The organism is Arthrobacter sp. KN11-1C, assembly GCF_052180225.1.
Lineage (GTDB): Bacteria > Actinomycetota > Actinomycetes > Actinomycetales > Micrococcaceae > Arthrobacter.
Map to the genome: position 1 here is coordinate 213,306 of NZ_CP197467.1, position 22,190 is coordinate 235,495.

Sequence of the window (22,190 nt, forward strand, 5' to 3'; positions counted from 1 at the left end):
CTAATCGCTCCTGTATTCCCTGTCTTACCCGATTGGCGAGAAAAATGTCACCGCTCGACGAGAATCCCGTCAGGATCGCAGTAGATCAGGTTGCCAGGTTCGATGTGGACTCCGTCAATCACCAGGGCGATGTCCACTTCGCCGCGGCCCACTTTGGAGCTTTTCTTGGGGTTGCTTCCGAGTGCCTTGACGCCCAGAGGCAGCTTCGCGATCGCCATACGATCGCGGATGGCCCCGTTGATCACGACGCCGGACCAGCCGTTCGCGACGGCGCTCTCGGCGATCATGTCCCCCATGAGGGCCGTGCGCAGCGAGCCGTAGCCGTCCACCACCAGCACTGCGCCTTCGCCGGGGGTCGCCAGAACGGCTTTCACCAAGGCATTGTCCTCAAAGCATTTGATGGTGCGGACGGGGCCGTTGAAGTGCGAGACGCCGCCGAGGTCCTGGAACTGCAGTGAGATCGACTCAACATCCTCGGCACGCTCGTCGTAGAGATCGGCGGTGTTGATGGGGTTCGCTGGGCTGTTCATCGTTGATCCTCCTCGGTCCGTTGGAGTTACCCTAACGTGCGCGGACTTGCCTCGGCGGGTCCCGGACGGGCCGGTTGTCCACATACGCGCTTTCATGACAGACGAGCTGGCTCCCTCGGCGCTAGGCTGAATCCACACGTCCAGACGCCAGGGGAGAACCGTCATGAGCCCGTCCGATCTGCCCGGTTCACTGCCTGAGAGACCGGTGGCGGATCCTGCCCTCGTAACGGTTCCAGCGGGGTTGCAGGCAGGCCCGACGTCGGCGCTCGCCGAGCCCGTGGAACGCGTCCGCTCGCTGTGGGTCACCGGAGTGGTACTCGTCAATGTGGGCATCAACGCCGCCTTCTTCGGTCCTCTCCAGGTGCTGCTCGGACAGCAGGCCATCCACTTTGACGAAGGCCAGAAGGAAGCCATCCTTGCGCTCGTTACGGGATGCGGCGCTGCTGTATCGATGGTGGCGAATCCCCTTTTCGGAGCGTTCAGCGATCGCACCACGTCCCGCCATGGGCGACGCGTTCCGTGGGTGCTCTTCGGTGCCATCCTCGGCACCGCAGCCCTGGTGGCCCTGGCGGGCGCTCCCAATGTGGCGGTCATGACCGTTCTGTGGTGCCTTGTCCAGGCCGGCTGCAACGGAGCCTATGCGGCCATCACTGCTGCTATTCCGGATCGAGTACCAGTTCCTCAGCGCGGCGCCGTGGGCGGGCTTGCGGCTATGGGGCAGACCGTGGGCATTCTCGCGGGCGCGGTGATCGCTTCCGTGGTTTCCGGGAACTTTGCCCTCGGCTACATCGTGTGCGCTGCCGCGCTGTTGGCCGGCGTCGTGCTCTATCTTTTCAAGAACGGCGACATGCCCCTCGTTCCCGAAGCCAGGCCACCGTTCAAACTCTGGACATTCGTCAAGGGCTTTTGGATCTCGCCTATCAAGTACCCGGACTTCGCGTGGGCCTGGTTGACCCGGTTCCTGGTCAACGTCGGCAACCACATGGTCACGTTGTACTTGCTGTTCTTCCTCAAGGATGCCGTGCACCTCGAGGAAACGCAGGGAATCAAGCCTGAGTTCGGCGTCCTCATCCTGACAGGTCTCTATGCCGTCATGGTGATCATCACCAGTGTGGTCGGTGGTGCCATCAGCGACCGCATGGGCAAGCGCAAGCCGTTGGTCATTGCCTCCTCCATCGTCATTTCGATAGCTGCGTTGATCCTCGCTTTCGAACCCACATGGACGGGGGCCATCGCGGGTGCCGTGGTGCTCGGCATCGGCTTTGGCGCGTACCTCGCGGTCGATTTCGCACTCATCTCCCAAGTGCTGCCGGCAGCCCTGGACCGCGGCCGGGACCTTGGGGTAATCAACATCGCCAACTCTCTGCCGCAGGTGATGGTGCCGGCGATTGCTTCCTTTTTCGTTGTGTTCTGGGGCGGCTACGTCTCGCTGTACGTGGCCGCGGCCGCCATCGGTTTGTTGGGCGCCGTATTCGTCGTGAAGATCAAGGGCGTCGCGTAGTTCCGGGAATCCGTTATCAGGGAACTGACAACTTGCTGCCGTATCATTGTCAGGACGCGCTCGGTCTATGGGGGGCCGCGCAAGCTCCCAGAACGAAGCCCAAACCAACAGAACGCCGGAAATGTCCGAACCGAACTCCTTGGAACCGTATTCGCTGGATCTGGCCGCGGGGTTGCCCCAAATGGCGGCTGCTCCCACCACCCCGAGACAGCTATTGCGCTACGCCCGGATACTGAAGACTGCCGCCGGATTCGCCCAGCGGCAGTTCGATACCGTGAGCCTTTCGGACGTATCCACCAGGGCCCATGTTCCGCTTGGGACGCTCTACCGCTACTTTCCGTCCACGGTCCATCTGATGCTCGCCGTCTACCGGCAGCAACTCCGTGAACTCAACGACTCCAAGCCGGCATCTTCGAGGTGCAGCCAGCAGGAACTGACGGGTCTCGGGATGGAGATCTTCCACATGCGGGTTATGCAACCCGCCGTCGAACACTGCCTGTCCCGCACGTGGGACACCCGCGACGGCGACATCCCCGTAGTCTTGCGCGATATCGAAGCGCTTTCCGCCGAGATGGTGGCTGCCGCGATCGGTGACGCGGCGCGGGCCCGGATTCTCCTCCACGTCATCAGTGGTCTGGTCCAGTCCGTCAACTGCCGCCGACTCTCACTTTTCGACGCCGAGAAGGATCTCAAGAACGCCTGCAAGCTGATCGCGGACGCGTAGTCTTTCCAGGAACCCGCGTAATTGGTCTAGACCACTACGACCAAAAGTATGAGTTTATGTCCGGGTGTCTTTAGGCTCCTATCAAGCCTCTGTCTACGAAGACAGGACCCAAGCGGCTAGCAGCCCATATCCGCAGGAGTTTCACAGCACGGACCAGCCACCCTTGGTCCGGCACCGAAGCCTCTATACCTGCCCGAATTGTGCCGTGGGTTCACGGCTAGCCTGAGGAGACAACGACGTGTCCGTCGAGACCATCACCCCTGAACAGAATCTGACTGCCCTGGCGCTGAGCGAAGAGGAAATCTTCGCCGCCCACGAAGGCGGCAAGCTCTCCGTTTCCAGCACCGTGCCGCTCCTGAACAAGCGCGACCTTTCCATCGCTTACACCCCCGGCGTCGCCGAGGTGAGCCGCGCGATCCACGCCAACCCTGAGCTTGCACGCACGCACACATGGGTCGAGCGCCTCGTGGTGGTCGTCAGCGACGGCACCGCGGTCCTGGGCCTGGGCGACATCGGACCCAGCGCCTCCCTCCCGGTCATGGAAGGAAAATCGGCGCTGTTCAAGGCCTTCGGCGATCTCGACTCCATCCCCTTGGTCCTCAACACCACCAACGTGGACGAAATCATCGAGACCCTGGTCCGTTTGCGTCCGAGCTTCGGCGCCGTGAACCTCGAAGACATCTCCGCGCCCCGCTGCTTCGAACTCGAAGAGCGCCTCATCGAAGCCCTCGACTGCCCCGTCATGCACGATGACCAGCACGGCACCGCCGTCGTGGTTCTCGCAGCCCTGACCAATGCCGCAAAAGTGACCGGCCGCGAACTTGAAGGACTTAAAGTCGTGGTCTCCGGTGCGGGCGCCGCGGGCATCGCCGTCTCCGAGATCCTGCTGACCGCGGGCGTCAAGGACGTTGTCCTCCTGGATTCCAAGGGGATCATCAACGCCGAGCGCGCCGACCTCGTGGCCGACTCAGGCAGCGTCAAGGCCCGCTTTGCCCAGCGCACCAACCCCCGCGGCCTTTCCGGCGGACCCGCGGAGGCCCTGGACGGGGCCGACGTGTTCATCGGCGTTTCCTCGTCCAAGCTGGCCGAGGAGCACTTGAAGCTCATGAGCCAGGATTCGATCGTGTTCGCGCTGTCCAACCCGGACCCGGAAGTCCTGCCCGAGGTCGCCGTCAAATACGCGGCCGTCGTGGCCACGGGCCGTAGCGACTTCCCGAACCAGATCAACAACGTCCTGGCCTTCCCCGGAATCTTCCGCGGAGCCTTGGACGCCGGCGCACGTCGGATCACCCCGGCCATGAAGATCGCGGCGGCACGCGCCATCGCCGCCCTCGCCGAGGAAGAACTCTCCGCCGATTACATCGTGCCGAGCCCGCTGGATCCCCGTGTTGCCCCGGCGGTTACCGCCGCGGTTGCCGCGGCGGCTGAATAGCCCGCGCGCAATACCCGAAGGGCCGACGACGGCGACCCTCCCGTGCTGGGGAGGGTCGCCGTCGTTCTTTTGATCCGCCGTCGTTCCCAAACGCTCGCTCACGTTTGGGGCCGTTTCCATAAACGCCCGCTCACGTCTGGGGCCAGTTGAACGAACGCTCGCTCACCTATGCCGGCGTCTCCCCAAACGCTCGCTCACCTTTGCCGGTGTTTCCCCAAACGCTCGCTCACCTTTGCCGGTGTTTCCATAAACGCTCGCTCACGTTTGCCGGCGTTTCCCCAAACGCTCGCTCACGTTTGGGGCCGTTTCCCCAAACGCTCGCTCACATCTCACTTTGGCTCCGAGGATGAATCCGCTGGCTTGCGGGTGGAGATCGGACGCTTGAGGGCAGAATCGGCGTCGTCGCGTGCTTGGCCGTGGATAGGGTGGCTGACATGGAAAAGACACTGAAAGTTGCACGGCATTGGGGCGCCCCTGCGGCGGCCGTCATTTTCTTCACGCTGTGGTGCGTGGCGGAAGCGGGAAGGATCGGGACGTGGTGGCTCAGCTATTGGCCCGGAGCCTGGATGATCGTCCTAATTACGTTGGCGATTGGAGTAGCGACGTGGAAGCCTTATGTGTCGCTCGGGTTCACGGCCATCCTTCTGTTTGGTCAATTGACTCATGTCATTCCCCCGCCTTGGGACGATCATTGGGCGATCTACATCGGTTCATTCATTGCACTGTCATTCATGCTGTGGACCGGATCCAGCAGGCAACGAGTCATAGCCGGGGCATCCAACGCTGTGTTCGCTGCAGGCATGACTGTTTTGATGGCGTCATGGCGATACGGCTGGGGCGTCGGTTGGTTCCCGCGAATGCCTTTCGGTGACCGCTTTAATTTGAGCTACTACGGCTGGCAGATTTTCTCGATACTCTTCATGATCGCCGCCGGCTGTGCTGCCGTCGGGATCGCGTTGCGCCTTTACGAGGAACGCGGAAGTCTCTTCAAAGCGCGGAATCTCGTCCAGGCGAACCTCAAGGAGACCGAGGTCGAGCTGGTGGTGGAGCAGGAGCGCACGCGGATCGCCCGCGACCTTCACGACGTCTTGGCGCACTCGCTCGCAGTGATCGCCGCGCAAGCTGACGGCACCCGCTATCTCAGCCAGGACCAACCCAAAGCGGTGCTCGACGCCTTGGAGAACATCGCGGTATCCGCCCGCCACGCTTTGGTGGACGCCCAGCGCGTCATTGAGGGAGTGCGCGACGACGGTCTGGTGGCCCCGCAGCCCCGGCTCACCGACGTCGGGCCTCTTGTGGAGCGGATGCGTCAGGGGAGTCTCAAAGTCCAGCAGAGCGAAACCGGAACCCCGGTGGACCTTGGCGCGGGCCAGCAACTCGCGGTATTCCGGATTGTCCAGGAATGCCTCACGAACGCCCTCAAGCACGGTGGACGCGGCACGGCCGTGCGCCTTCATTTCGACTGGAGCGGCCCAGGGCTGACCATGCACGTCGCTTCGGAATTGCCGGCGTCCGTTTCGATTGGGGGGACGGACGACGGCGGTATGGCCGAGCGTGTGGGGCGCGGGATCCCGGGAATGCGCGAGCGTGCGCACCTCGCCGGCGGCTGGCTCAGTTCCGGGCCCGACGGCGAGCAGTTCCGCGTGACGGTCTTCATTCCTTATGGCTCGCGTCCGGCGCCGCTCCTTCCGCAAAATGAAGCAGAGGAAGATGTTGCGTCCGCCAAGGGGCTGGAGCAGGAGCCGGCGCTGGCCCTCGAGGGCGCGTCGCCGTCGTCGGGCCCTGAGCGGGAAAGCGTCGGACGTGGCTGAAGCACCCATCACGGTTGCTTTGGTGGACGACCAACCACTGTTCCGTTCCGGTATCCGCATGCTGGTGCAGAGCCAATCGGACATGGACATGGCTTGGGAGGCCGACGACGGCGAGCAAGCCGTAGCGCTCGCGGCCAAGCAGCGGCCGGACGTCATGCTGATGGACCTTCGGATGCCCGTGCTGGATGGGGTGGAGGCCACGCGCCGCATCACGGAGGAAGCCGGTGCGGCCGGTGCGGACAAGCCAAAGATCATTGCCCTGACCACCTTCAACAGGGATCAGGCAGTTGTCGAGGCTGTCCAAGCGGGCGCCAGCGGATACCTGCTCAAAAGCGCCGAGCCGGAATTCCTACTGGCCGCGATCAGGACGGTGTATTCCGGATATTCGGTGATCGCGCCTGGTTCTGTCCACGAGCTTTTCCAACACGCAGCGAGGACGGTGCCGGTGGCCGGGCCGGACCTCACCGTGATGGACGCGCTGTCGCCACGCGAGCGGGATGTATTCCTGCTTGCGGCCAAAGGGCTGGGAAACGCCGAGATGGCGCAGAGCCTGTTCGTCTCCGAGGCCACCGTGAAATCCCACCTGCGCAGTGTGCTCAGCAAGCTCGGGCTGCGCACAAGGCTCCAGCTCGTGGCCTTTGCCTACGAACATCGCCTACTGGGCTGAAAGGATGCCATATGTGAGCGAGCGTCGGCGGTTGGGCGAGCATATGTGATGGAGGGTTTGACGCCGGCAACTTGGACGCAAAGGCGACGGCCGCCCCGCAAGGGACGGCCGCCGTCGTGTTGCTGGAGAGTGCTGCAGAGTCAGGGGGCGCTACATGGCGCGGCCCTTCGACTCCTCTCTTACGTCACGTCCAAGCCAAATGCCAAGGGCAACCATGACGACACCGAGAACCAGGTGCAGCCAGTCGTCCGCGGCGTTCATGGGCACGAAGTCAGCGCTCATGCTCGACATGGTGATGAGACCGTAGATCCACAGGACGAGGTAGATTGCGCCGCCACCGATCAGGTAACCGCGCGCCATCCTTCCGGTCCTCGCGAAGTACAGGCCTGCTGCGCCGAACAGCAAATGGACAATGTTGTGCAGGACGGATACTTGGAAGACTCCAAGAAGCATGGCGCCCGAGTCATGTCCTGCGAAGGCCATGGCGCCGTAATTGCTGGTGATGCCCGGGATAAATCCCAAGACGCCAACAGCCAGGAAAACCCAGCCCAAAACCAGTGCTGTGTTGTGCAGCGTCAGCCCCATCACGTGGTGGTGCTGCGCGGGGTGTGAAGCAGTAGTCATAGCTCCTCCCGATCACGATTCCATCGGCCCTTCAAATGGAGGGCCGTATCGCGGCAAGGAGTCGGAACCCTGCCGACGGGGATATCATACTCCCGAAAACCCCTGAAATAGAGGGGAGGGGCCGGGACAAGCGCAGCTAGCATGGTTCTGTGATGCCCGATTCTGCGACGCTTTATCCTCCGATGTGTGGCTACAGTGAGTGAGCCATCGGCTCCCGGAGTGCGCGGAGCGATTTTCGGCGACACCAGGGACATCACGCCATTCCGGAACGGACATGTCCGCACATCGGTAGGTGGATTGGCTGAGGGCCTGAGCGGAGCGATTTGGGGAGTCCTGAAAGGAAAGGCCGCAGGCCGGATCGACGTCGCCGGAGATGTTCCGAGGCTCAAACGGCTGGCCGGCAAGACCGCCAAATCGGTGTACGACGCGGTCTTTACCAGCACTGAACCGGACCGCCTCCTCACCCTGGCGCGCAGCTACCCCGGCTGGGCTGGCCTCTGCTACGTGATTGCCGGGCTGCTGGTGTACAAGCACGGAGGATATCTCCGGGCGTCGGAACTCCTGCAGCGGGGCTTGTCCATTCGGATCGACGACGCCGCAAGCCAGTTCTCCACAAGTTACCTTCGCCGGGTGGTGACGCGGATCGAGGTGGCGGAGCGGATTGACGTCCCCGTCCTGTTCAGCGAGGAATCCGTGTTCCTCGCCCTCTCGCATTGCTTCCGGGAGACGGGCCAGACGGCGAAAGCGCTGGACACGCTGGCCAGCCTCCCGCCGTCGTTGCCTTCCGCCTTGGCCCGCTGCACCGCAGCGGCGGCGCTCGAGCGGCACGCCGACGTCGTCGCCTGGACTGAGGGGCTCCGCAACACGGACGACCTCTCGGCTGCGCTCCTGCTGATACGTGCGCAGTCGCTCAGGGTATTGGGGGAGCGCGAGGCGGCACAGGCCGCTCTGGTCGAGGTGCTCCGGAGGAAGAAGACAAGCCTCGCCTTGCGCAATGACGCTCTCACGGACCGGGCGCTGTCGAAGCTTGAGGTCAGGCGCCGGCCCAACCCGCGGCCTCCCGTGCCAAGGGTGGTTGTGCGTCGGAAGCAAGGCAAGCCGGAAGTGACCGAGCTGGACGCCGTCGATGGTATCCGCAAGGACATCGAGGTGCGCCGAATGTGGAACAAGGACTTCGGCGAACCGGACGACTAACGCAGGGCGGCTAAGCCCGAAGCGCGCGGAGCGCTCCACGAATGGAGACCCCCGCGACGGCGACAACCGGGAGCACCATGGCCAGGACCACCACGGTGTTCGGCTGGAAAGCCACGCGTCCGCTGGCGTTGCGGCCATAGACCCCGACGGGGAGCACGAACCCGCCCCCACCACCGCCCGCAGCATTGCCTCCATCGCCGCCTCCTCCGAATCCAAAGGACACCAGAGCCACCGGGATCAGTTCTTCTCCGGCGATCTGCAGGGGAGGGCCGTACGCCCTCGATACGCCGACCTTCTTGAAGGCCTCCACGAGAGCTGAAAAGTCATCGGACATGAAGCCGACGATAGGCTGCCCCGCCGAAGAACACCAGAGCCATCAGAGCATCGGCAGCGTCACCCGAGCATCCGAAGGAGCTGTTCGCTCAGCAGGACAGCCCCGAGCCCCACCATGATGATGCCGCTCGCAAGGGTCACCACGCGTGCGGCGGAAGGCCGGGACTGCAGCAGCTTCCGCGAGGTCAGGGCCACCGCGGTATAGATGATGCCCGCGAACAAGACGAACGTGAGGCCGAGCACGCCTGACTGCACCGGGACCGGCAACGACGCTTCCGGGCTCACGAATTGCGGCACCAGCGCAAGGAAGAACAGCAAGCCCTTGGGGTTGATGCCGCTTGTGCCCATGCCTTGCAGGAAGGTGCGCAATTGGTTTCGGGACTGCCCGACGGCGTCATCCGCACTGAAGCTCGCGCCTCGCCACGAGCGCATGGTGTTCACGCCGAGCCAGAGCAAGTAGCCCGCACCTCCGATCGTCAGCCAGCCGAGAAGCCCGGGCACGCCTGTCAGGAGGGCCGCGAGTCCGGCCACCAGCAGGGCCGTGTGCAGCACGTAGCCGCTGCATAGGCCGGCCACGGCGGGGAGGAAGCTGCGCTGCCGCAGGCCCGCCGCGATCGAATACGCCCAATCGACGCCCGGGGTGCACGCCAGGGTGACGGCGACAATGACGAAGGCGAGGAAAAGCTGGGGGTTCATGGGGGCTCCTGGCTGGGGGTTACACCATGAACTTTATGGAAAATCGGCCCATAAGTGTTCCCATTTTTAGCCAGACCTGCCGCAGTCTCGGTAAGATATTTGCGTGATTGATGGAATCGATAGAACTATTTTGCGCCACCTCAAAGAGGATGGCCGAATGACTGCCACTGCGCTCGCAGCCAAGGTGGGATTGACCGTGGCTCCTTGCCATCGCAGGCTGCGGGATCTCGAGGCTTCCGGCGTCATCCGGGGGTACAGGGCGGACATCGATCCGGGTGCGATTGGCTTGGGTTTCGAGGCGATAGTCTTCGTGACCCTGCGCCAGGCTGACCGCACCACGATGTCGGAGTTCGAAGACCGTGTGGCGGCCATTCCGAATATCGTCGAAGCCCAGCGGCTCTTCGGCTCGCCGGACTACCTTCTCCGCGTGATCGCCGTCGATCTCCCGGCCTACCAGCGCTTTTACGACGACCAGCTCTCGGCGCTTCCCGCCGTCGAGCGCCTCAATTCGACGTTGGTGATGAAGAACCTGAAGTCGAACGCCGGACCGCCGGTTTAGGTTGGCGGGGATTCCAGCAGCCCTGTCGTCCGGTACGGAATCACCTCGCGCAGGAACATGCTCGTCGATGTGCGCACGATTCCCGGGCATAGCCTGATCTCTTCGGACACCCGGTATAGATCGTCCGGGCTTGTGGCGACCACGCGGATGATGAGGTCCGTGTCGCCGGCCGGCGCATGGCATTCGAGTACTTCGGGGATGTCGCGCAGGGCCGCGATCGCCTCGTTCAGCCGGCTCTGATCCAGCTCCGCGCTCACGGCGGCCGCAACGCCGCGGCCCAGCGCGGACGGCAACACGCGGCTGCTGTTCGGACGCAAAGCGCCCGACGCCGACATGCGCTCAAGGCGCGACTGCACGGTCCCGCGGGCCAGCCCCAAGCGCTGGGCGAGGACCATGATCGGCACCCTGGGGTCGTCGTCGAGCGCGGCCAGGATGCGCTTGTCCGTTGAATCCAATTCCTGCATCGCTGCCGCTTTCTGCCTAGTCGCCGAAGGTCTGACTGGTCAGAATGTCCAGCCGGATCCCATTCTCCCGCACAATCCCTGCCGAGCGGCCCGCCATCGGGATCAGGTCACCCGCGGACCATGGTTGCGAATCATTTACATGCCCGTAACGGGAAACCCTTGACGGCGTGAATTTAAAACGCGAAACTCTTCTCATATGTGATTGAAGTCTCAAGACGATCGACGCCCGAAGCGCCGGCTCTTGGGAAGAAACCAAAGGCGAAGAAAATGGCAACAACACTCGAACTGACCGTCCGCACCGCATCCTGGACCCGGCCGCCCCGCGAACTGGTCCGCGCGTTCGAAGCGTTCCCCGTGGCAAACATCGGTGACGCCATGGAGCGGCTCGGAATCGTCGACGGCGGAATCAGCCCGGTCTGGGAAGGTGCCCGCTGCGTCGGCTCGGCCCTTCCCGTCCTCGGTGCCGCCGGAGACAACGCCGCCGTCATCGAAGCGCTGAACTACATCCAGCCCGGTGATGTGGTGGTGATCAACGGCTTCGGCCACGAACACCGTGCGCTGGTGGGCGAGCAACTGTCCCAGCGCTTCGAAGCCGCCGGTGCCACCGGAGCCGTCATCGATGGCTACATCCGGGACCGCGCCACCATCACCGAAATCAAGTTCCCCGTCTTTGCCCGGGGTGTCACCCCTGCCGGGCCGTTCAAGAACGGCCCGGGAGTCATCGGCGAACCCGTAGCAATCGGCGGCATCGTCTGCTCGGCGGGCGACATTGTCGCCGCCGATGACGACGGAGTGGTCATCATCCCCCAGGCCCGTGCCGCCGAAATCCTGGAACGAGTCATCGCCGTGGCCGCGCACGAGGCCGAGATGACCGCGGAAATAACCCGCGAATACAGCTGAACAGCGCTTTCTCCCACCCCAGCCCCCTCATAGACTGAAAGCACCCACCATGACAAAGCAATCGACGGACTCAGTGGAACTGAATACCGCTCAAATCAAAGTCGTAACCGCTGACGGCAGGATGGTGCGCAAGGCAACCTTTGCCGGCACCATGGGTTCCTTCGTGGAATGGTACGACTACGGCATCTACGGCCTGCTGACGACGTACCTGGCCATGAACATCATGGGTTCCAAAGACGTCGGCTCCCTGCTCCTGACCAACGTCGGCTTCCTGGTGAGCTTCCTTGCCCGCCCCTTTGGCAGCGTCATCTGTGGTTTCCTGGGTGACAGGCTGGGCCGCAAGAACCTGCTCGCCGTCCTCCTGCTCCTCATCTCCGGGGCCACCGCCTGCATCGGCTTGATCCCGTCGTACTCGGTCATCTTCTGGGCCGCTCCGGCCTTGCTGATCCTGTTCCGCATCCTCCAGGGCTTCTCCGCTGGCGGCGAAGTGGCAGGCGCCATGGCCTTTGTGGGCGAATACGCCCACAACAAGCACCGCAACTACTCCATGAGCTTCATCGCGGTCGGCTCCTTCTGCGCACTGCTTTTCGGTAGCGCCCTCTCCGCCGGCCTCATCACCACCCTCGGCGACTCGACCATGCAGTCCTGGGCCTGGCGCATCCCGTTCCTCTTCGCCCTGCCCCTCGGCTACGTCGGCTTCTACATCCGCTCCAAGATGGAAGACACCCCCCACTTTGCGGCACTCCGTGAGCGCAACGAGGTGGAACGCAACCCGCTGCGCACCGTCTTCACCTCCAAGCGCCACCTCAAGGCCATCGCCCTGACCATTTTCCTCCCGGCACTGAACGGCCCCGGCTACTACCTCCTGTTCGCCTACATGCCGACGTACCTGAAAACCCAGCTCGGCTCGGGCAACAACTTCACTATGCTCCAAGCTCTCCTCGTGACTGCCGTCAGCCTGGTGGCCATCATCATCTCGATCCCGCTCATGGCCCGCTTGTCCGATCGCATCGGACGCAAGCCCGTGTTGGCCCTCTCCGCCGTGCTCATGGCCGTGGTTTCGTACCCGATGTTCGCCATGATCACCACAGGCAACATGCTGCTGGCCTGCGTTGCCACGATCGTGATGGCTATCGCGTTCTCCGGCCACGCCGCGGTCGTCCACACCGTGCTGACCGAAATGTTCCCCACCACTGTCCGCTACAGCGCATACAGCATCGGCTTCAGCATCAGCACCATCATCTTCGGCGGCAGCGCCCCGCTCGTCATGACGGAACTCATCAAGGCCACAGGCAACAGCATGGTTCCCGCCTACGCCTCGATCGGCACAGCCATCATCACGCTCGTCTCGGTCTACTTCCTGAAAGAAACCAAGGGCCAGCCCCTGCAGACTCACTAGTACCGGACCACCAGAACCCCGACGGCGGCGGCCGCCAGCCACCGAAACGGCAGCCGCCGCCGTCGAACCCTCAGCAAGACAACCGAACCTCCTAACCAGGAACAAAAGCAGGAGCCACTTTGAGCATCAATTCAGTCGCCGTCGTCGCAGACCTCGGCGAAAGCTACGGCAACTACACGATCGGCGACGACGACGCACTGCTTGGTCTCGTCACCGCTTCCAATATCGCGTGCGGTTTCCACGCCGGCGATCCGAGGGTCATGGATGCCACCGTCAAAGCATGCGTGGAGCGCGGCATTGAACTCGGCGCCCACCCTGGGTATCCGGACCTTGTGGGATTTGGCCGCCGCCTCATCGAAGCCAGTGAAGAAGAAATCCGTACCGACGTCCTCTACCAGATCGGCGCCCTGGACGCGTTCGCTCGCATCCACGGCGGCAAGATCAGCCACGTAGCACCGCACGGCCGGATGGGTAGCATCGCCCAGACCGACGCCAAGCACGCCCGCGCCATCACGGACGCCATCAAGGCCTACGACCCCTCCTACATCGTGATCTGCCAGAACGGCCTCCTGGCCGACGAATCCCGCAAGCGCGGCCTCCAAGTGGGCTACGTCTTCCTGGCGGACCGCGGCTATGGCGAAGACGGCATGCCCGTCTCCCGCAACAGCGAAGGCGCACTCCTGCACGACCCCGAGGAGATCGGCCGCCGCGTGGTCCAGGTGGTCACCGAAGGGACCGTCCGCGCCGTCACTGGCAAGGTGGTCCCGCTCGGCCATGATGCCGACGTCGTGCTCCTCCATGGCGACCACCCGCAGGTCCTGGAGAACGGCACCGCGCTGCGTGCGGCCCTCGACAAAGCGGGCATCAAAGCCACAGGCCTCCAGGAAGTCCTCGCCGAAAAGGCCCGGCTCGCCACGGTCTGAAGCTGAGCAACCACGGATCCATCACCCGCACCACCGAGCAGGACTCATGACCACGCACACAGCACCCGCGGAGCGGCTGCACCACCCGCCCGAATTGGAAGCCGAGCCGTTCGGCGACTCAGCCCTCATGCTCCGGGTCAAGAACGACGACGGCGACCTCCGTCGGGCGGCGGCCAGCCGGCTCCGCGACGTGCTGCTGGAGGTGCGGCCGTATGGGGTGGTCAACATCGTGGCCGGCGTCGAGTCCTTGTTGGTCGAGTTCGATTGCCTGGCCGTCACCCACGAACAATTGGCCCAGACCATCCGCTTGGCGGTTGCCGGCAACGGTCTGGACTCGGGTGCTCCCAGTGCTTCGCAATCTCTTTTTGTCATCCCGATGGTGGTCAGCGAGGAATTCTCCCCGGACCTTCCGGGCGTGGCCGAGGAGTTGGGGCTGAGTCCGGAAGCGGTGCTGCAGGAGTTCCAGTCGTCGGTGCTGACCATCAATCTGTTGGCCGCGGCCATGGCCCCCATGATGGGCGGTGTGCGGTTCCCGGACCAGGTCAGCCGCTGCGTCGAGCCGCGCACCAACGTGGAACCCGGGTCCGTGATGGTTGCAGGTACCAACGCGATCATCCAGCCGTTCCCCGGGCCGAGCGGCTGGAAGGTGATCGGCAGGACGCCGTTCACCATTTGCGACATCCGGAAAGATCCGGCCACTTCCTATAAACCGGGGGATTTGGTGCGTTTCGAGGTGGTGCCGGAGCGCGAATGGCCGCGGCTTGAAGGACAATTCCTGCGTGCTTCGGACGACGCTGGCTCGGACGGGCCGGAAGGAGGCGAACGTGACCTTCCCTGAACGGGCGATCAGCGTCAAAGTAAGCGAAGCCGGATGGTTGTCGACCTTCCAGGACCTGGGCCGCGAGAATTCCGAGTTCATGGGCGTCCCTTGTGGAGGCGCGGCGGATCAGCACTCCGCTGCCGCGGCGAACATCCTTGTCGGCAACACCCGGAAGGCCACGTGCCTGGAAATCATGGGCGGACGGTTCGCGTTCACGGCCACGCACGACGTGATGTGCGCCGTGACCGGGGTACCCGCCGAAGTCACAGTGAATGGCGACGCGGTGGCCATGTGGGAGCCGCTTTGTCTTCCTGCCGGAGCCCGAGTTGTGATTGCCAAGGCCAGTGGCGGCATGCGGAATTACCTGGCCTTCAGCGGCGAACTGGAAACCGCCCGCTTCATGGGCAGCGCCGCGCCGGAATCCCGCATGGGCTTCCCCCAACAACTCGCCCCAGGCCAGACGCTCACCCTCCACAGCCGGTACCGCGGATTCACTCACCCGTTCCTGACCCAGCCCCTGTTCCGGCTTCCAGTTCCCGTGCCCGACTTCAGCCCCGAGGTATGGACTATCGACGTCGTCGACGGCCCTGAAACGGACCGGACGCCCGGCATCCGGAAACTGCTCAGCTCCAGCCACTACACCGTCGGGGCCAAATCCAACCATGTGGGCCTGCGATTGGACGGGCCCGTGGTGCATCCGGAGGGACTCGGGGAAATCGTGTCCCACGGAGTCCCAATTGGCGCATTCGAAATCCCGCATGGCGATGAGCTCATTATCCTGGGCCGCTCAAGGACGCTGACCGCCGGCTACCCCATTGTGGCAGTGGCCGCCAAGGCTTCGTTGTCCACGTTGGGCCAGGCCAGCCCCGGTCGGAAGATGACCTTCCGTTGGATCAGCAACGCCGAAGCCGTGGAGCAATACCGGGAACAGCAGCGCGGTTTGGCACACCTGGAAGAGCGCGTGCGGAGCTTGTTTGCCGCCGTCGGGCTCCCCCTATACGCAAGTTCCGCGGCTCCCTCGCCGAGTCCCGCTGCCGCGTGACTCGTGGTCCCCGAAGAAAAACACTTGACCAGCATCTTCTGAAATGCGAAACTCTTCTCATATGTGATCGTCATCTCAAATGATTCACACTAAAACGCAAGGAACTGAAACCATGGGACTTCTGGACGGCAAGCTCGCGATCATCACCGGTGCCGGTACCGGCATGGGACGCTCGACGGCGGCCCTGCTGGCGGCCGAGGGTGCCGCTGTGGTGTTGGTGGGTCGACGTGAAGACGTACTGCAGGAACTCGCCGCGGAAATCGTTGCCGCCGGTGGCCGTGCTGTTGCCCGGGCCGCCGATATCACTTCCAAAGCCGACGTAGACGCGCTGCTGGATTGGGTCCACGGGAATCTTGGCCAGGTAGACATCCTCATCAACAACGCCGGCAGTGCCAGCAAGGTCCTCAACGTCCGCTGGATCAGCCAGCAGGAATGGAATGACGTCCTGGACGTCAACCTCAACGCCGTCTACCTGCTCAGCCAGGCGGTCCTTCCCGACATGCTGAGCCGCAAGACCGGAACCATCATCACCGTCTCTTCGCTCGCCGCGGTGAACCCCAACCTTCTTGGCGGCGCCGCGTACGGCGCGGCCAAGGCGGCCGTCCGGAACTTCATGACGTACCTTCACAACACCTTCCGCAACGACGGGTTGCGCGCGGTGACCATCCTGCCCGGTGAAACGGCGACGCCCATCTTGGACAACCGCGCCCGCCCGCCTCGCACGGAGGAGCGCGATGCCATGGTGCAGCCCGAAGATGTGGCCCGGGCCATCCATCTCGTGGCGACGCTGCCCCAGCGCACCGTCGTCCAGGAATTGGTCATCGCCCCCACGCTCCAGCGGGACACGTCAGGGGACATCGAGATCAGCCGCTGGGCCGGAGCCCCCGCCGAGCAAGCCACCGAGGCGCCGCAGCGATGAAACCACGCCGACTGTACGTGCCGTCCTCCCGGACCGCTGCCAAGTTACCCGCCCCCAAAACAACCTCAGCTACCACCCAGATCAGGACCCTCATGACACTCGAGCCAGTCACCGCCGTCGCCGATTTCCAGCCCTCCGAGGCGGTGCAGCGCATCCAGCGCACATCGCTGCGCGTACAGCAGCCCCAATCCAAAGGTGACCTTGTCTCCTTGGCGATGGGCGAGCCGGATTTCGACACGCCGGCCCAGGTTCGAGCAGCAGCCGCCCGTGCCCTCGAGGACGGCTTCACCCACTACTCGCCGTTGCTCGGCGAGCTGGTGCTTCGCGAGGAGCTGGCTGCCCGTATCGGCCAGCTCCTCGGCGGAGTGGCCAGCCCCGGCGACGTGCTCATCACGCAGGGCGGCACGGCCGGCTTGTCCGCGGCGATCCTTGGTATCGTCAACCCGGGCGACAAAGTGGTCATCCCGGACCCTACCTATTCCCTGTACGCGGACCTCGTCAGCATGGCCGGGGGCATCACAGTGCCGGTGCCGTTGGCCGATGACCTGCACTGGGACCTCGAAGCATTGGCCACCGCGCTTGAAGGCGCCCGGATGTTCGTCTTCTGCAACCCGTCCAACCCGACCGGCATCGTGCACTCCCGCCGCGAACTCGAAGCCCTCGCCGACATGGTCGCCGGAACCGACACCTTAATCCTTTCCGACGAGGCCTACAGCGATCTGGTCTACACGCCCGAACCCTTCACCTCCGCGCTGGAAATCGGGGCGTTGGCCGGCCGCACCATCTACTGCCAGACCTTCTCGAAGAGCTACGCGATGACGGGCTGGCGCGTCGGCTACCTCTGGGGCCCGGCAGACGTCATCGCTTCCGCAGCCCGGGTCCACAACACCTTCAACGGTTCCATGAACCAGGCCGTGCAATACGCGGCCCTTACCGCCCTGAAGACCTGCGGACCGGACATCGAACGCATGCACGCCTCCTATGCGTTGCGCAGGGAGCTTATGGCGAACGGTCTCCAGCAGATTCCGGGTCTTTCGGTCAGCTCGCCTGAAGGCGCGTTCTACCTTTTCCCCAAGTACGACGCCGAGCTGCCGGCGGCCGCGATGGTGGCCCACCTCCGCAACCACGGCGTGGCGGTCCGTCCCGGCAGCGAGTTCGGCCGGAACGGCGAGTTCCACCTGCGCCTGTCCTACGCCGCCAGCTCACAGGCGATCACCGCCGGCGTGGAGCGCTTGGCTGCCGGACTGGCCGAGCTCCGGTGAGTGTGGCAGACGTGGCCAGCGTAGCGACTGCCGCTCAGGCGCTACGCTGGAATCTGACACGGAAGGGGGCGCCCATGCGCAGCGACACCCAACGCAACCGCCGCCAGCTGGTGCGGGCCGCCGGGAAGCTCTTCGCCAAGGCCAAGGGTCCGGTGAGCATGACGGACATCGCCCGTGAAGCCGAGATCTCTCCCGCAACTGCGTATCGGCATTTCGCCTCTGTGGAAGACGTGCTGGCCGCGTTCCGTTTTGGTGTTGGCGAGAAGCTGCGCGATTTCAGCGTTGCCCAGACCTCGTCCGGGGTGGAGCTGCTGGAGAGTGTCAGCCGGCACTGGGTGGGCCTCGTCATCAAGCATGGCGGTTCCATGGTCCATACCCGTTCCGGTGAGGGGTACTTGGCCCGTCTTCGCTCCGGCGCGTACTACCTGACCATCCAGGCCGAGGCTTTGGAGCGGCCACTCCGCGAGGCCTGTGAGGAACTCGGCCTCCCGCCTCTCGGAGACGAAGCCATGTTCCTGTGGAACATCCTCTTCGACCCCCGGGAAATTTTCGATCTGCTCAACACGGTCGGCATGGACAAGGACCAAGTGTCCACCAAGCTTTGTGCTGCGCTTCGTGGAGCGATGGCCGCCTGGGCCGCTGCCGAGCCGACTTCGGCAAAGTGACCATCTGCTGCTCGTCTTCTGATGGGCAATTAGTCAGATTGACCAGTGTCGATTGAGTCCATTGCGCCAGTTGTAGTGTTCCTGTTGAAATAGTGGCAACGAAGGGGATCGGCTACCGCCGGACCCCGCAGGCTACGGATCCCCCGGTACACCACCCGGCCACCCGAAACACCGTCCCGCAAAGACGCAGCCGCTGATTGACTCTTGTTCACGCATCGTCTTTCCGCACCCCGCCGGCCCCGCTATCAAAGGCGGCCGGCACCACGGCAAGAGCCCCTGAGCCACCGAACGCGTTGCGGTAGCTGAGGGGCTCTTGTGCTGCCCGGGCTGTGCTCTCACAGAGGCTGAATCGACACCGCGACAAAGGCGTATTCATCTTGGGAGGCGGCGGTCCACTCGACCCCCACCAGATCGCCGGCATTGAGGGACCTGTATCCGCCTGATTGCTCGACGACCGAGAAATGCGCGAAGCATTTCTTCCCGTCGGGAAGAATAAGTTCGCCCCAACCTTCTTCGGCTTTCCAGAAGGAAACCGTCGCCTTGACTCGAGTTGAGCTCAATGTTGGTCCTCTCTTTGGAAACTAAAGGTACCCAATTCTCCCAATTGCCCGCACCCGTGCCGGAATCCTGCAGGCGTGCTCGGCGGCGCATAGTCTTGTGCCATGACTTCCGCTGGCCGCTTCGCTCCAAGCCCCTCCGGCGAGCTCCACGTGGGCAATCTGCGCACAGCCATGCTCGCGTGGCTCTTCGCGCGTTCCACGGGCCGGAGCTTCCTGCTGCGCGTCGAGGATCTCGACCGCGCGCGGGCCGGTGCCGAGGAAGTCCAGCTCCGCGACCTCGAAGCAATCGGCGTGAAGTGGGATGGCGCCGTCGTCCGCCAGACGGACCGCTCCCGACTGTACAACGACGCGATCGCCCGGCTCGCCGACGCCGGACTGACGTATGAATGCTTCTGCACGCGGCGCGAGATCCAGGACGCGCCGTCCGCCCCGCACGCGCCGCAAGGCGCCTACCCGGGAACGTGCAGGAACCTTTCGACGGCGGAGCTTGAGATCCGGCGGGCCTCCCGCCCAGCCGCGATCCGGCTCCGCTCCGCAAAGCATGAATGGACTGTGGAAGACAAGCTGCACGGATCCTATACAGGCGTCGTGGACGACTTTGTGCTGCGTCGGAACGACGGCGTCACTGCCTACAATCTGGCCGTGGTGGTGGATGACGCGGAGCGAGGCGTGGACCAAGTGGTCCGCGGAGACGACCTCCTGTCCTCCACGCCCCGCCAAGCCTATTTGGCCTCCTTGTTGGGCTTGCTCGTTCCGGAGTACGCCCACGTCCCCTTGGTACTGAATCGCGACGGCGCCCGCCTGGCCAAGCGCGACGGTGCGGTGACGCTGGGCGAGCTTGCCGCCGTCGGGCTGTCTGCCGGAGAGGTGCGGGACGTGATCCTGGAATCGCTCGGCTTGCCGGGAGGGCCGCTTGGCGAGGCCTTGGATAGATTTGATCCGGCCCGGTTGCCACACGGGCCATGGATATGGAATGGCATTCAGCAATCAACCCTCCGGAAAGGGGCCTAAGTGCTCGCCTATGTGCTGACCCGCTACGGCGGCGCCGACGCAATGGAGCTGCGGAACGTCCCCAAGCCGATTGCCGGTCCGGGCGAGGTCCTGGTCAAGGTATTTGCTGCAGGGCTCAATCCCGTGGACTACAAGCAGCGCGAAGGTGCAGTCCGCGTGATCACCAGGCCCAGGCTGCCCTTGGTGGCCGGAAGTGAACTGGCAGGGATCGTGGAAGCGGTCGGCCCGGGTGTCACCCGCTTTGCCACGGGAGACCGGGTGTTTGCCCGCGTGGACAAGACCCTGCTGGGCGCCTTTGCCGAGCACGCGGCCGTCAACGAGGACCTCGTGGCGCTCATGCCCCGGTCGCTTAGCTACACCGAGGCCGCGAGCCTTCCCCTGGCCGGCCTCACCGCGTTGCAGGCACTGCGGGACGAGCTCAACGTCAAGCCGGGGACGAGGCTGTTCATCTCCGGAGGCGCAGGCGGCGTTGGCACCCTCGCCATCCAACTGGCCAAATACTTTGGGGCCGAGGTGACCACCACTGCGTCTCCCCGCGGAGAAGAGTTGGTACGGCGGCTCGGGGCGGACGCCGTCGTCGACTACACGAAGGAAAACGTGGCCGAAGTGCTCAGCGGCTTCGACGCCGCGCTCGATCTCGTGGGCGGGGAGACGCTGGATCAGACGTTCAAGATCCTCAAGCCGGGATCGAAGGTGGTCAGCATCGCCGGGATGCCCGAACCGCAGACGGCATTGAAGGACCTTGCGGCCCCGGCGTGGATGACCGCGCTGTTCTGGGCGATCAGCCTCGGAATCCGGAGGCGTGCCCGCGAAGCAAACGTCCGGTATCGCTACCTTTTCATGCACCCGAGCGGCGAGGACCTGAAATTCCTGTCACGCCTCGTTTCCGAGGGGAAACTGCAACCCGTGGTGGACAGCAGCTATCCGCTCGAAAAGATCGCCGATGCTTTCGCCGCGCTGGAGCAGGGACGCGCCAAGGGCAAGATCGTGGTGACCATGGACACTCGGGGAAGCTAGGCTGTCCGGGTGGATGCACAGACGATTGCCCCTGGATTCGAACCGGTCGCCGAACTCTTTGGCCGTTTCCTCAACGAGGACCCGGAATATTCAGCCCAGCTCGCGGCCTACCACCGCGGCGTCAAGGTGTTGGACATCAGCGGCGGCCCGCACCGCCGACCGGATTCCGTCACCGGAGTCTTCTCCTGCTCCAAGGGAGTAGCCGGGCTGGTCATCGCGCTGCTGGTCCAGGACGGCTTCCTGGACCTCGACGCCGAAGTGGTCAAGTACTGGCCGGAATTCGGCGCCGAAGGAAAGGCCACGATTACCGTGGCCCAGCTGCTCTCCCACCAGGCCGGGCTTCTGGGGGCCGAAGGCGGACTCACCCTCACGGAATACAACAACTCCGAGCTGGCCGCCGCCAAACTCGCTCAAATGCGGCCGCTGTGGAAGCCCGGGAGCGCCTTCGGGTACCACGCCCTGACCATCGGGGTCTTCATGGAGGAGCTCTGCCGCAGGATCACGGGGTCCACCCTCCAGGAAATCTACGAACAGCGGATCCGCTCGGTCACGGGCGCCCATTTCTTCCTGGGACTGCCAGAGTCCGAGGTGCCCCGCTACGCCACCCTTCGTTGGGCCACAGACCCCTCCCAGCCGTGGATCGATCCCGCCAGCCACTTCGGCCTTTCGGTAAACTCGTCGGTCGGGGAGATCCTCGACCTGCCCAACATCCGCGAGGTCCGCGCAGCCGGCCTGAGTTCCGCCGCCGGAGTCGCCAGCGCCGAAGGCATGGCCCGCGTTTACGCTGCGGCACTCACGGGACTTGCCGCCGACGGCGACCGACCCGCCGTCGCGCCCCTCCTCAGCGAGGAGACCATCCAGGCCGTCTCGGCCGAGCAGGTCTTCGGCATCGACCGAGTGTTCGGCGAAACGAGCTGCTTTGGCACCGTGTTCATGAAATCGCATGCGCGCTCGCCGTACGGCAGCTACCGGGCGTTCGGGCACGACGGCGCCAGCGCATCTTTGGGGTTCGCCGATCCTGTGTACGAACTCGCCTTCGGATACGTGCCGCAGCAGGCCGAGCCGGGCGGAGCCGGATGCCGGAACCTCGAACTGAGCGCCGCCGTGCGGAAAGCAGTCACCGAACTGGCTCAGTAG

At 64.2% G+C, this 22,190-nt stretch carries 24 protein-coding genes; 18 read left to right on the top strand and 6 right to left on the bottom strand.

Annotation, left to right across the window (positions count from 1 at the left end; translation table 11 throughout):
* Positions 1 to 47: 47 nt before the first annotated feature.
* The gene (rraA, locus tag ACSBOX_RS01030; RefSeq protein ID WP_442544399.1) at positions 48 to 530 is read right to left on the bottom strand and encodes a ribonuclease E activity regulator RraA; all 483 of its coding nucleotides are present in this window, start codon (positions 528 to 530) and stop codon (positions 48 to 50) included.
* A gap of 163 nt (positions 531 to 693) precedes the next feature.
* Here rraA and ACSBOX_RS01035 point away from each other — a divergent pair, with 163 nt between their 5' ends.
* The 5 genes from ACSBOX_RS01035 (at position 694) to ACSBOX_RS01055 (ending at position 6,665) form a co-directional block, all read left to right on the top strand.
* Positions 694 to 2,031, top strand: a complete 1,338-nt coding sequence (locus ACSBOX_RS01035) for an MFS transporter (protein WP_442544400.1) — start codon at positions 694 to 696, stop codon at positions 2,029 to 2,031.
* 121 nt (positions 2,032 to 2,152) lie between these two features.
* Positions 2,153 to 2,755 (top strand): TetR/AcrR family transcriptional regulator, encoded by a 603-nt coding sequence (locus tag ACSBOX_RS01040; protein WP_442544401.1) that lies wholly within the window; start codon positions 2,153 to 2,155, stop codon positions 2,753 to 2,755.
* 238 nt (positions 2,756 to 2,993) lie between these two features.
* Positions 2,994 to 4,187, top strand: coding sequence for an NAD(P)-dependent malic enzyme (locus tag ACSBOX_RS01045; protein ID WP_442544402.1), 1,194 nt, complete (start codon positions 2,994 to 2,996; stop codon positions 4,185 to 4,187).
* A 434-nt stretch (positions 4,188 to 4,621) separates the two neighbouring features.
* Entirely contained in the window at positions 4,622 to 5,998 is a 1,377-nt protein-coding gene (locus ACSBOX_RS01050; RefSeq protein ID WP_442544403.1) for a sensor histidine kinase, read from the top strand.
* Positions 5,991 to 6,665 carry a response regulator gene (locus ACSBOX_RS01055; protein WP_442544404.1) on the top strand — a complete coding sequence of 225 codons (675 nt, stop codon included), beginning with the start codon at positions 5,991 to 5,993 and terminating at the stop codon, positions 6,663 to 6,665. The genes ACSBOX_RS01050 and ACSBOX_RS01055 overlap by 8 nt, the downstream gene beginning before the upstream one ends.
* A 150-nt stretch (positions 6,666 to 6,815) precedes the next feature.
* Here ACSBOX_RS01055 and ACSBOX_RS01060 read toward each other — a convergent pair whose 3' ends face one another.
* Entirely contained in the window at positions 6,816 to 7,289 is a 474-nt protein-coding gene (locus ACSBOX_RS01060) for a DUF4383 domain-containing protein (protein WP_284756060.1), read from the bottom strand.
* A gap of 186 nt (positions 7,290 to 7,475) precedes the next feature.
* Between ACSBOX_RS01060 and ACSBOX_RS01065 the strand changes: the two genes are divergently transcribed.
* Positions 7,476 to 8,483, top strand: coding sequence for a hypothetical protein (locus ACSBOX_RS01065; protein WP_442544405.1), 1,008 nt, complete (start codon positions 7,476 to 7,478; stop codon positions 8,481 to 8,483).
* Positions 8,484 to 8,493: 10 nt separating this feature from the next.
* Here ACSBOX_RS01065 and ACSBOX_RS01070 read toward each other — a convergent pair whose 3' ends face one another.
* Together ACSBOX_RS01070 and ACSBOX_RS01075 are read right to left on the bottom strand one after the other, a co-directional pair.
* On the bottom strand, positions 8,494 to 8,817 hold the full coding sequence (locus ACSBOX_RS01070; RefSeq protein ID WP_442544406.1) for a hypothetical protein: 324 nt from the start codon (positions 8,815 to 8,817) through the stop codon (positions 8,494 to 8,496).
* 59 nt (positions 8,818 to 8,876) lie between these two features.
* Entirely contained in the window at positions 8,877 to 9,512 is a 636-nt protein-coding gene (locus ACSBOX_RS01075) for a LysE family translocator (protein WP_442544407.1), read from the bottom strand.
* A gap of 103 nt (positions 9,513 to 9,615) precedes the next feature.
* Here ACSBOX_RS01075 and ACSBOX_RS01080 point away from each other — a divergent pair, with 103 nt between their 5' ends.
* The gene (locus tag ACSBOX_RS01080; protein ID WP_415987028.1) at positions 9,616 to 10,071 is read left to right on the top strand and encodes an Lrp/AsnC family transcriptional regulator; all 456 of its coding nucleotides are present in this window, start codon (positions 9,616 to 9,618) and stop codon (positions 10,069 to 10,071) included.
* On the opposite strand, the gene ACSBOX_RS01085 is transcribed toward ACSBOX_RS01080, so the two are convergent.
* Positions 10,068 to 10,535, bottom strand: a complete 468-nt coding sequence (locus ACSBOX_RS01085; RefSeq protein ID WP_442544408.1) for an Lrp/AsnC family transcriptional regulator — start codon at positions 10,533 to 10,535, stop codon at positions 10,068 to 10,070. The two genes, ACSBOX_RS01080 and ACSBOX_RS01085, sit on opposite strands and share 4 nt — an antisense overlap.
* 267 nt (positions 10,536 to 10,802) lie before the next feature.
* On the opposite strand from ACSBOX_RS01085, the gene ACSBOX_RS01090 reads away from it, so the two are divergent.
* The 8 genes from ACSBOX_RS01090 to ACSBOX_RS01125 all read left to right on the top strand — a co-directional run bounded on the left by ACSBOX_RS01090 (position 10,803) and on the right by ACSBOX_RS01125 (position 18,465).
* A complete protein-coding gene (locus ACSBOX_RS01090) occupies positions 10,803 to 11,435 on the top strand; it encodes an RraA family protein (RefSeq protein WP_184741514.1) in 633 nt (210 codons plus the stop codon).
* A gap of 49 nt (positions 11,436 to 11,484) precedes the next feature.
* Positions 11,485 to 12,834, top strand: a complete 1,350-nt coding sequence (locus ACSBOX_RS01095; RefSeq protein ID WP_442544409.1) for an MFS transporter — start codon at positions 11,485 to 11,487, stop codon at positions 12,832 to 12,834.
* Positions 12,835 to 12,953: 119 nt separating this feature from the next.
* The gene (locus ACSBOX_RS01100; RefSeq protein WP_442544410.1) at positions 12,954 to 13,757 is read left to right on the top strand and encodes a LamB/YcsF family protein; all 804 of its coding nucleotides are present in this window, start codon (positions 12,954 to 12,956) and stop codon (positions 13,755 to 13,757) included.
* Positions 13,758 to 13,803: 46 nt separating this feature from the next.
* Positions 13,804 to 14,595: a carboxyltransferase domain-containing protein gene (locus ACSBOX_RS01105; RefSeq protein ID WP_442544411.1), complete on the top strand. Its 792-nt coding sequence runs from the start codon at positions 13,804 to 13,806 to the stop codon at positions 14,593 to 14,595.
* Positions 14,582 to 15,619, top strand: a complete 1,038-nt coding sequence (locus ACSBOX_RS01110) for a biotin-dependent carboxyltransferase family protein (protein ID WP_442544412.1) — start codon at positions 14,582 to 14,584, stop codon at positions 15,617 to 15,619. Before ACSBOX_RS01105 ends, ACSBOX_RS01110 begins: the two co-directional genes overlap by 14 nt.
* A gap of 112 nt (positions 15,620 to 15,731) precedes the next feature.
* Positions 15,732 to 16,538: an SDR family oxidoreductase gene (locus tag ACSBOX_RS01115; protein WP_442544413.1), complete on the top strand. Its 807-nt coding sequence runs from the start codon at positions 15,732 to 15,734 to the stop codon at positions 16,536 to 16,538.
* A gap of 92 nt (positions 16,539 to 16,630) precedes the next feature.
* Positions 16,631 to 17,800 (top strand): pyridoxal phosphate-dependent aminotransferase, encoded by a 1,170-nt coding sequence (locus ACSBOX_RS01120; RefSeq protein ID WP_442544414.1) that lies wholly within the window; start codon positions 16,631 to 16,633, stop codon positions 17,798 to 17,800.
* Between the two features lie 74 nt (positions 17,801 to 17,874).
* On the top strand, positions 17,875 to 18,465 hold the full coding sequence (locus ACSBOX_RS01125; RefSeq protein ID WP_442544415.1) for a TetR/AcrR family transcriptional regulator: 591 nt from the start codon (positions 17,875 to 17,877) through the stop codon (positions 18,463 to 18,465).
* 335 nt (positions 18,466 to 18,800) lie between these two features.
* Here the strand turns inward: ACSBOX_RS01125 and ACSBOX_RS01130 are convergent, their stop codons facing one another.
* On the bottom strand, positions 18,801 to 19,025 hold the full coding sequence (locus tag ACSBOX_RS01130) for a hypothetical protein (protein ID WP_442544416.1): 225 nt from the start codon (positions 19,023 to 19,025) through the stop codon (positions 18,801 to 18,803).
* Positions 19,026 to 19,127: 102 nt separating this feature from the next.
* On the opposite strand from ACSBOX_RS01130, the gene gluQRS reads away from it, so the two are divergent.
* The 3 genes from gluQRS to ACSBOX_RS01145 are packed head-to-tail and all read left to right on the top strand — an operon-like array spanning position 19,128 to position 22,190.
* The gene (gluQRS, locus tag ACSBOX_RS01135; protein WP_442544417.1) at positions 19,128 to 20,036 is read left to right on the top strand and encodes a tRNA glutamyl-Q(34) synthetase GluQRS; all 909 of its coding nucleotides are present in this window, start codon (positions 19,128 to 19,130) and stop codon (positions 20,034 to 20,036) included.
* Positions 20,037 to 21,053, top strand: coding sequence for an NADP-dependent oxidoreductase (locus tag ACSBOX_RS01140; protein WP_442544418.1), 1,017 nt, complete (start codon positions 20,037 to 20,039; stop codon positions 21,051 to 21,053).
* Positions 21,054 to 21,062: 9 nt separating this feature from the next.
* Entirely contained in the window at positions 21,063 to 22,190 is a 1,128-nt protein-coding gene (locus ACSBOX_RS01145; RefSeq protein ID WP_442544419.1) for a serine hydrolase domain-containing protein, read from the top strand.

Bases quoted from the DNA above. Each gene is read 5' to 3' on its own strand.
- rraA (WP_442544399.1), bottom strand. From the start codon at position 530: ATGAACAGCCCAGCGAACCCCATCAACACCGCCGATCTCTACGACGAG.
- ACSBOX_RS01035 (WP_442544400.1), top strand. From the start codon at position 694: ATGAGCCCGTCCGATCTGCCCGGTTCACTGCCTGAGAGACCGGTGGCG.
- ACSBOX_RS01040 (WP_442544401.1), top strand. From the start codon at position 2,153: ATGTCCGAACCGAACTCCTTGGAACCGTATTCGCTGGATCTGGCCGCG.
- ACSBOX_RS01050 (WP_442544403.1), top strand. From the start codon at position 4,622: ATGGAAAAGACACTGAAAGTTGCACGGCATTGGGGCGCCCCTGCGGCG.
- ACSBOX_RS01060 (WP_284756060.1), bottom strand. From the start codon at position 7,289: ATGACTACTGCTTCACACCCCGCGCAGCACCACCACGTGATGGGGCTG.
- ACSBOX_RS01070 (WP_442544406.1), bottom strand. From the start codon at position 8,817: ATGTCCGATGACTTTTCAGCTCTCGTGGAGGCCTTCAAGAAGGTCGGC.
- ACSBOX_RS01075 (WP_442544407.1), bottom strand. From the start codon at position 9,512: ATGAACCCCCAGCTTTTCCTCGCCTTCGTCATTGTCGCCGTCACCCTG.
- ACSBOX_RS01085 (WP_442544408.1), bottom strand. From the start codon at position 10,535: ATGCAGGAATTGGATTCAACGGACAAGCGCATCCTGGCCGCGCTCGAC.
- ACSBOX_RS01090 (WP_184741514.1), top strand. From the start codon at position 10,803: ATGGCAACAACACTCGAACTGACCGTCCGCACCGCATCCTGGACCCGG.
- ACSBOX_RS01095 (WP_442544409.1), top strand. From the start codon at position 11,485: ATGACAAAGCAATCGACGGACTCAGTGGAACTGAATACCGCTCAAATC.
- ACSBOX_RS01105 (WP_442544411.1), top strand. From the start codon at position 13,804: ATGACCACGCACACAGCACCCGCGGAGCGGCTGCACCACCCGCCCGAA.
- ACSBOX_RS01115 (WP_442544413.1), top strand. From the start codon at position 15,732: ATGGGACTTCTGGACGGCAAGCTCGCGATCATCACCGGTGCCGGTACC.
- ACSBOX_RS01120 (WP_442544414.1), top strand. From the start codon at position 16,631: ATGACACTCGAGCCAGTCACCGCCGTCGCCGATTTCCAGCCCTCCGAG.
- ACSBOX_RS01125 (WP_442544415.1), top strand. From the start codon at position 17,875: ATGCGCAGCGACACCCAACGCAACCGCCGCCAGCTGGTGCGGGCCGCC.
- gluQRS (WP_442544417.1), top strand. From the start codon at position 19,128: ATGACTTCCGCTGGCCGCTTCGCTCCAAGCCCCTCCGGCGAGCTCCAC.